The 7,343-nt window shown below is 67.8% G+C and carries 6 protein-coding genes and 2 pseudogenes; 2 read left to right on the top strand and 6 right to left on the bottom strand.

Features of this window, described 5'->3' with window-relative positions; all coding sequences use genetic code 11:
• The 3 genes from AB0H32_RS31800 to AB0H32_RS31790 form a co-directional block, all read right to left on the bottom strand.
• Positions 1-764, bottom strand: a 764-nt coding sequence (locus AB0H32_RS31800) for a hypothetical protein (RefSeq protein WP_361127630.1), incomplete at its 3' end; no start/stop codon positions are given.
• Between the two features lie 501 nt (positions 765-1,265).
• Complete coding sequence (locus AB0H32_RS31795) at positions 1,266-1,694, bottom strand: thioredoxin family protein (protein WP_361127627.1); 429 nt, start codon at positions 1,692-1,694, stop codon at positions 1,266-1,268.
• 7 nt (positions 1,695-1,701) lie between these two features.
• Positions 1,702-2,151, bottom strand: coding sequence for a DUF4395 domain-containing protein (locus AB0H32_RS31790; RefSeq protein WP_361127624.1), 450 nt, complete (start codon positions 2,149-2,151; stop codon positions 1,702-1,704).
• A 553-nt stretch (positions 2,152-2,704) separates the two neighbouring features.
• On the opposite strand from AB0H32_RS31790, the pseudogene AB0H32_RS31785 reads away from it, so the two are divergent.
• Together AB0H32_RS31785 and AB0H32_RS31780 are read left to right on the top strand one after the other, a co-directional pair.
• Positions 2,705-3,509 (top strand): annotated as a pseudogene (locus AB0H32_RS31785) (IS5 family transposase).
• 41 nt (positions 3,510-3,550) lie between these two features.
• Positions 3,551-4,144: a DUF4291 domain-containing protein gene (locus tag AB0H32_RS31780; protein WP_361127621.1), complete on the top strand. Its 594-nt coding sequence runs from the start codon at positions 3,551-3,553 to the stop codon at positions 4,142-4,144.
• Positions 4,145-4,523: 379 nt separating this feature from the next.
• Here AB0H32_RS31780 and AB0H32_RS31775 read toward each other — a convergent pair whose 3' ends face one another.
• The 3 genes and pseudogenes from AB0H32_RS31775 to AB0H32_RS31765 form a co-directional block, all read right to left on the bottom strand.
• Complete coding sequence (locus AB0H32_RS31775) at positions 4,524-4,913, bottom strand: low affinity iron permease family protein (protein ID WP_361127618.1); 390 nt, start codon at positions 4,911-4,913, stop codon at positions 4,524-4,526.
• A 196-nt stretch (positions 4,914-5,109) separates the two neighbouring features.
• Positions 5,110-5,336 (bottom strand): annotated as a pseudogene (locus tag AB0H32_RS31770) (helix-turn-helix domain-containing protein); the annotation flags it as partial.
• A 218-nt stretch (positions 5,337-5,554) separates the two neighbouring features.
• Complete coding sequence (locus AB0H32_RS31765; protein WP_361127615.1) at positions 5,555-6,079, bottom strand: GNAT family N-acetyltransferase; 525 nt, start codon at positions 6,077-6,079, stop codon at positions 5,555-5,557.
• Positions 6,080-7,343: the final 1,264 nt, after the last annotated feature.

Here is a 7,343-nt window from a genome sequence, read left to right as displayed (position 1 = left end):
ACCGACACCACCTTCCGCGACGCCCACCAGTCGCTGCTCGCCACCCGGGTCCGCACCAAGGACCTCCTCGCCGTCGCGAGCTTCTGGCGCACGACCATCGCGTTGAGCCGGACCGCGAACGGTGCGGTGTCGGTGAGACCCAGGGTCCCCACACGGGACTTGCCGAAGCCGACGGTGACGTCGGCGCAGAAGGCAACGCCGTACAGGTACGCGCCGGCTTCCTCGTCCTGGAGGGCGAAGAACAAATCGCGGTAGTAGCTCGTGTGATCCGGCCCCTCTTCGTAGTACACCAGTCCCGGTTCGCCCTCCTGCGCCACGAGACCGGTGAAGGCACCCAGGAGGCCACGCTCGACGCTCTCCCAGAACGATGCCTGAGCCGCCTCGGGCGTAAGCGCCTGGCGGACCGCCTCCTTGAGGGAGAGTGCCATCACCAGGATCGGCGCCTCCTCCTGAAGCCCCCAACCACGGACCATCTTGACGATGTCACTGTCGGGAAGCATGGCGGCCGCATCGCGAATGTGACCGAAGTCGTAGTTGACGGTGGCGGGTGCAATCGCCTCTTGGAAGGCACGCCCCAGGGCCTCTGCTTGGGCAAGATGAGCCTCTCCCACCTCGGTGACTGTCCTGAAACAGGCTGCCAACTCCCCCTCCTTAAACATTTTGTTGCACTGGCGAGGGGTCAGTATGCCGTAGCGGTGCGCCACGGCGACAAGCGGGGCGCCGGTGCGGCAAAGCACCTCGCGTGACAGCGACGAGAACAGCAACTCCGGCCTTACGGGCCATGCAAAAGACGCCGACCGAACCGTCCTCATGGCGGTGGCGAGGCAGCGTCTGACAGGCATACTCCTTCCGCACGCCCCCGCCTCGATGCACGCGCCTGCAAGATCGGCTGCAGCCCGCCCGCCTCCCCATGCCGCTCACCCTGCGGCTGATCCAAAACGGCGTTGGGCTGGAAATCCGTCGTTTTCCAGCTGGTGGCGGTCGGCGCGGGTGGAGCCAGCCTGAGAGCACGCCAGGCGACGCTGAAGTCCGGTCGAGTACCCAGCGCGGACCTCCACTACCCGGTTGCCATCCTGGACGTCGAGGTCTTCGAGCATGCGGATGACGAGGGACGTCATGGTGGACGGATGCCGAGCTCCTGCAGGTGGTCCTGGAGGCTGTCCGGATTCATCGCGTCGGGTGATTCCATGCGGGGAAAGAGCACCATTCGTTACAGGCAAAAGGCCACACGACAGCTGCGGAACCCCGGAAATCGAAATGGTCTCTCAATCCGCCGTGGCCAGTTCAACCGCTGACACCACGTCGGCCCGGGTCGGCGCCCCGGATGCGCGGCGCACGACGCGACCGGCGCGGTCGAGGACGAGCACGGTCGGCGTGCGCATCACATCGACGCGGCGGACCAGGTCGAGCCGCGCCTGGGCGTCGATCTCCACATGGCGCACGCCGGGCGTCCTGGCGGCCACGTCGGCCAGCAGGCGCCGGGTGCCGGGGCAGGTCGCGCAGAGGGCTGTGGAGAACTGCACCAGCGTCGCCCGCTCGCCGAGCGCCACACCCAGCTCACCGGAGGACAACCGCATCACATCGCCCCGGCCTCCCTCGCGCAGCCTGCCGCCGCGACGGGCACGGACCAGCCCGAAGACGGTCGCGGCCGTCGGCACGACGGCGGCCACGATCAGCCCGGCCGGATCGCTCACTACCACCTCACTCGTGACTCAGCCGGGCCCGGCTGCGGACCGCGAGCAGGTAGAGCTCGCAGCCCAGGCAGTAGCCGAAGGCGGCGTTCAGAAATGCCGCCGCGAGCGCCGCCGCGCTCGCGGTGATGCCGAGCCAGGTGGCACCGGACAGATATCCCGCCGCCCCGACAACTGCGAAGCCCAGGCCGACCGCCTGCGCGAACCGCGGCGGCCGCTCGTCCTCGAGATCCTGCGGCGGCCCCAGACGGGGACGCACCAGCCGACGGTAAAGCCAGCCGTACGGGGACCGGCGCAGTCCCAGAATCGCGCCGAGGGCGAAGACGACAGCCTGCGCCGCGAGCAGTACGCCGCTGCCGGTGACCAGGACCAGAAGCAGGACAAGGCTCGTGAGCACGGCGGCGAAGCGCGGCCCACGCGGGTCGAGTCGGACGGGCACACCGGGGGTGCGGTCAGGCATGACGGACTCCGGGACGATACGAACGGATCCTGGCGAATCGAGCGCGCGGTCAGCGACACGCGGCGGACCACACCCGACCGAAGTCGATGTGAGCCCTGACAACCAGGATCGTCACGGAGAACATGCCGCCATTGCAGCAGCCACGCTCGCCGCGGTCAATCACCGCTCACCTGCCGGACAAACGGGCCGGCCACCCGGGGGCGAGTCGGAACAGTCCAGAGAGCCCCAGGGTGAGCTGGGCCAGCATCCGTTCGGCCACCGCGCCGTCCACGACGATATGGACACCCCCTGACGAATCTGGCCGGGTGGGCGCCTGACGCTCAGCCAACCGCCACAGGGCGCAGCGGTCCCCCATCGCCAGGCCCTTGATTTCGTCACTGTGGTACCCGTATTTCGTCAGTCCACCGACGTGCGGCCAAGTGACGTCACGGCTTCTGGACTCCTTCGACGGATCGGCAGCCCGTCGTCAGGCGGAGGGGAGACCCGCGCGAAGCAGCTTTCCTAAGAGACCATCTCAATTGGCTTGGTCATTAGTCTCACAGTCGTGCTGACGATGGTGGAGCGTCTGGTTCCGGGCGGGTTGTGGGAGCTGTTCCAGCGGGTGGTGCCCGCAGCGCCGGTGCGCCCGTAGGGTGGGGGGCGGCTGCGTCACGGTGATCGGGAGGTGCTGGCCGCGATCGTGTTCGTAGCCACGACGGGGTGCATGTGGCAGCAGTTGCCACCGACCTTCGGACCCTCTGGGCCGACCGCGCACCGCCGGTTCGCTGAGTGGAGCAGGGCCCGGGGCTGGGGAACGCTTCACCGCCTGGTTCTCGACGAGTTCGGTGCACGCGGGGAACTGGAGTGGTCGCGATGTGTCATCGACTCGGTGAGCATGCGCGCGATGGACGGGGGACCTGACGAGCCCGAGTCCTGTAGACCGGGGCGAGAAAGGCTCAAGGATCCACTTGATCACCGAGCGGGACGGTTTGCCCCTCTCGATCGGCATCTCCGCTGCCAACACCCAAGACAGTCAAGGGCTGGAACCTCTGGTACTGGCATACCTCCCATCCGCTCTCGGCGCGGGCCTCGTCGGCGGCGGCCTGCGAAACTCCACGGCGACAAGGGATACACCTACGACCACCTGCGCCTATGGCTCCACTCGCGGAACATCATGCCGAGCATCGCCCGCCAGGGGATCGAGTCCTCGCAGCGGCTGGGCGGCCACCGCTGGACTGTGGAGAGAACGGTGGCCTGGCTTACCGGATGCCTTCGCTCACCACGCTGCTACGAGCGCAAGGCCGCGCACTTCCTCCTTCGCCGGCATCGCCGCCGCCCTCATCTGCTATCGGAGCCTCGGCGGCCTCGCGCCCCGTTAAATCGATGGCGCGCGCGCATCAGTGCGCCCACCCTGGTCCCCGTGGCAGAACCAAAACACCAGATTCGAGCCCTGCACACGGACTCCACGATCACTGTCTACCAGGCGTACGCCCCTGAGATTGGCATACCGGCCGCCCATGAGGGGCATTTTCCGCCAGTGTGGCAGCGGGACCGGATGACGTGGATCAAGCCGTCGTTCCTGTGGATGATGTACCGCTGTGGTTGGGGCACCAAAGAAGGCCAGGAGACCGTCCTCGCCGTCGAGATCTCCCGCGAAGGCTTCGAGTGGGCGCTGGAACACGCCTGCCTGTCCCACTACGAGCACGGGCTCCACGCCGACCGCGCCGCCTGGAAGCGCCAGTTGAAGCGGGCTCCGGCCCGGGTGCAATGGGACCCCGAACGCGACCTGCACCTTCAGTCGCTTGCCCACCGGTCGCTCCAACTCGGTCTCTCCGGCGAGGCCGCACGTCTCTACGCCGATGAGTGGACGGTCTCCATCACTGACGTCACGCCGCTCGCCCACACGATCCACGCGCATGTACAGGACGGAGACCTGGACGCCGCACGGCAGCTCCTGCCCCGTGAACGTCCCTACCCCGTGAACGAGGCGGTCCTGGCTCACCTACACCAATGAGCAAGTCTGCCAATCGAGATGATCTCTGAGGAGTTCGATCGCCCCTCGGCCTGGGCGGGCCTCGCCTCGTGCACCGGTGCCACCACTGACTGCTGGCTGATGCCGCCGTCCGCGGTCGTTGATGTCAGCGTCGGATGTCAGCGGAACAGTTGCGGCACCAGGCAGACCTCCAGAGGTTCGTCCGGCCGGTCGGCCCAGCGCCACCAGGTATGCCGGGCGGTGCACCTCCATAGCGTCCGGCAGGTCCGCCGGCCATCGTCCTTCCGCTGACAGAGCACGAAGCCGCCGGACTTCATGGGCCGGCCGCACTTGGGACAGGCCGGGGCATCGTCGGTCATGCCGCGCACCTTAGCTGAGCGACCGCTTCGTCCCGAAGCAACTAGAGCTGTTCCTCCATCCCGATCGCCTCTTCCAAACACTGCCGAGCCTGCTCCTGCTCGCCTGCCCACTGTTTGAGAAGCGCTCTTGCCAGGGCGTCCAGCTTGCGTTGGACGGCATGCTCAGCGCGCCGTTCAGCGTTCTTCAGCAACGCAAGCAGCAGCAGCGTGAGCGCGCCCATCGCGTCTCCGGCCACGTGTTGCCAGTCCAGGGAGAGGCTGGCGACGTGGACCGCGATGACCAGCAGAAGGCAGAGCATGAAGAAGACAGCTGAGGCGGTCAGGGTGGACCCCACCTCCGCGAAACGTGCGAACCAGCCGCGCTGCGCCCCGCCGCGCTCAGCAGGATGGCGCAAGGTCATGACGACGGCACGGGCGGCCGAGCCAGTCAATAGCGGATTCCTCACGACATCCCCAACGCCCGTTCACAGTCCCAGGTAGCGAGGACCCTGAACCCGTCTCCGCGCCTGCCGGGCCGGGCACCGGGTTGATGACCTCATGGCCGACGAGCGCTTACTGGCAGGGCTCGCCCTCCAGGACGCCGATCTGCTGAGCCCAGTACCGGGCATCCCGCCACTCCCCGCGCAGGATCTTCCCGGGCTTGGGGCGCCGCCGGCGGGCATCTGGCGGGCCTGGGCGGCATGTGGGCGGTAATGGCGGCCGCCGCGCGGATCAACGGTGCAGTTCCGTCGAATCTGCCTGCTGATGGTGGACGGGCTGCGGCCCAGCTCGGCAGCGATGCCTCGGACCGTGGCGTTCTCCCGAAGCCGATCGGCGATGTGAATCCGGTCCGCTCCCCTCAGGTACCGGTTGGGACCTGACGGGGGCGCTACCCGCTGAACGAGCTGCGCTCCTTGTAAGTGGGTACCGGATTCCCGCCGTTGCGCCACCGCTTGCCGGTCCGGTAGTGCTGCTACCGGGTGCCGGCGGTGACCCGGGCCAGGACGACGGTGGCGAACTCGCGGGGATCCGGGCCGAGGACGTCAGCGGTGGGACAGACCGACATTCGTGTTCATGGCTGATGGGGCCTCCGCTACTGACAGGACTGCATCGGAGGTGCCTGGCCTTCCTGGTCATCCGCAGCAGCGGAAGCATTCCGCAGCCAGACGTAGTTGACCGGCTGAGCCATATTCCAGTCCTCCGCAAGGCCGGGATCGACTGGCACGAACCCGGCACCCGGATAGCACCTGAGCGCCCTGCCGTTGTCCGGGTGCACCCGCATGAAGACATCATCGAAGCCAGCCCGGATAGCCCGCGCGAGCAGACCCCGAACAAGCTCACGACCCAGCCCCTGTCCCCGGACACCGGGATCCACAATGAGCCGTGCCAGCTCGACCTCGTCTTCCTCAGCGTCGAACCACAACTCCCCATAAGCAAGGAGTCTCTCGCCCTCGATAAGCACGTGAGCCTGCACCTCGTCGCCCTGCTGCCACCCGGAGATCGTCCGCTCAGGCACCGGAAACTCGCTTCTCCCGCACCACATGACGACTTCCGTCAAAGACGTTGGCCAGCCTGCGACCGAGGCAGCGTGAACAGGGGCAAAGGGAAGAAGATCCATAACGGTCGTCCTGAGCCATGATCTGATCCGGTACGGGCGCCAGCCATCTGCTCCAGGCACCACGGAATCCGACACTACGTGGGGCGTCCCAGGCAATCCACCCCAAAGCGGGGGGGTAGAACATGGCCAGGCGCTCGGCCGGAGGTCCGTCACGTCCTCCGTCCGGGCGCCCGGAGCCTACTGGCTCGTCCACCTGTCAGGGCCGAGGCAGCGGCAGGCCGGGCAGGTCCGGGTGGCGCAGGTGCTGCCCGCCACCGCAGACGTGCAGGGTGAACGTCTCCAGGACAGGGCGTCGAGCTGGGCATCTCGGGGGGCGACTTTCGTGCCGTGTCCCGGGGCGAGCTCCGCGGGCGGTCCAGGCAGCGCCCCGCAGTACACCGATCTGCCACACGCTGTGGCGCCGACGGTCGCCCGGAAGGTGGCAAACACCCGGGACGTACCACAGCCGACCACCGCGTGACGTGCACGTCGCGGCGTCGTTGAACGGTGTGACTCCATATGCCGGGCCCCGGGGACGTCATGACTGATCCCCCGGGGCGCGTGGCTGTGCCGGCCGGTATCAGGGCCGCCCGAGCAGGGTTGCGCGAAGGCCTCATCGACGCGCAACGAAGCCCTCAGGCCGCCCCCGATCCCCCGGCCGCACAACGCCCGCCCGCCCATTCCTTTCCTTCTTTTGTCCGGAACCGGGTGAGGGGGTGGACAGAGGGGGATGTCGGGCTCCCGACAACGCCCATTACGCAGGCCAAGGCCGAAACTCGCAGACCATGCACAGCCACCGCCCCGACGGCCAGGGAACCGATTCCCCATCGGGCTTGTCAGCCCGAAGCTCCATGAGGCCGGGTCAGATCTCGACGAAATGCGGCCCTTGAGGTGAGGGAATACGTGGATCGGCATCATCGGGCCGGGCGGCCGCCACAAGTGGCCTCTCGCAGCGAAAGGTGAGCATTCTCATCGGAGTTCGACCGGCGTGAAGGACTGGCCAACGCCTTCGACCGCAACCGAACCGAAGATCGCTGTCCCCGTACCCGACCCGGCTCTTCCGGCGGGACGGGCGGCGAGGTGAAGTGGGACGGGTGGCGGGCCGAGGTATCGGTCGAGGCTGGGCACGCCGTGCCGCGCTCGAGGCAAGGCACCAGCCTGCTGCCGGCGTTTCCTGAAGTTCAGGCCGCGTCCATTCAGTTGCTGGACGCGACTGCTCAGGACCGCGAGCTGGTCGTACGGGAGACCGGGCGGCTGGCGTCCGAGCGGCTCCAGGGACGCCTGC

The organism is Streptomyces sp. NPDC020362 (genome assembly GCF_040642095.1).
In the GTDB taxonomy this organism is placed as follows: Bacteria; Actinomycetota; Actinomycetes; order Streptomycetales; family Streptomycetaceae; genus Streptomyces.
Note: the sequence above shows the minus strand (reverse complement) of the source record. Positions and strands in the feature narration are given on the sequence as shown.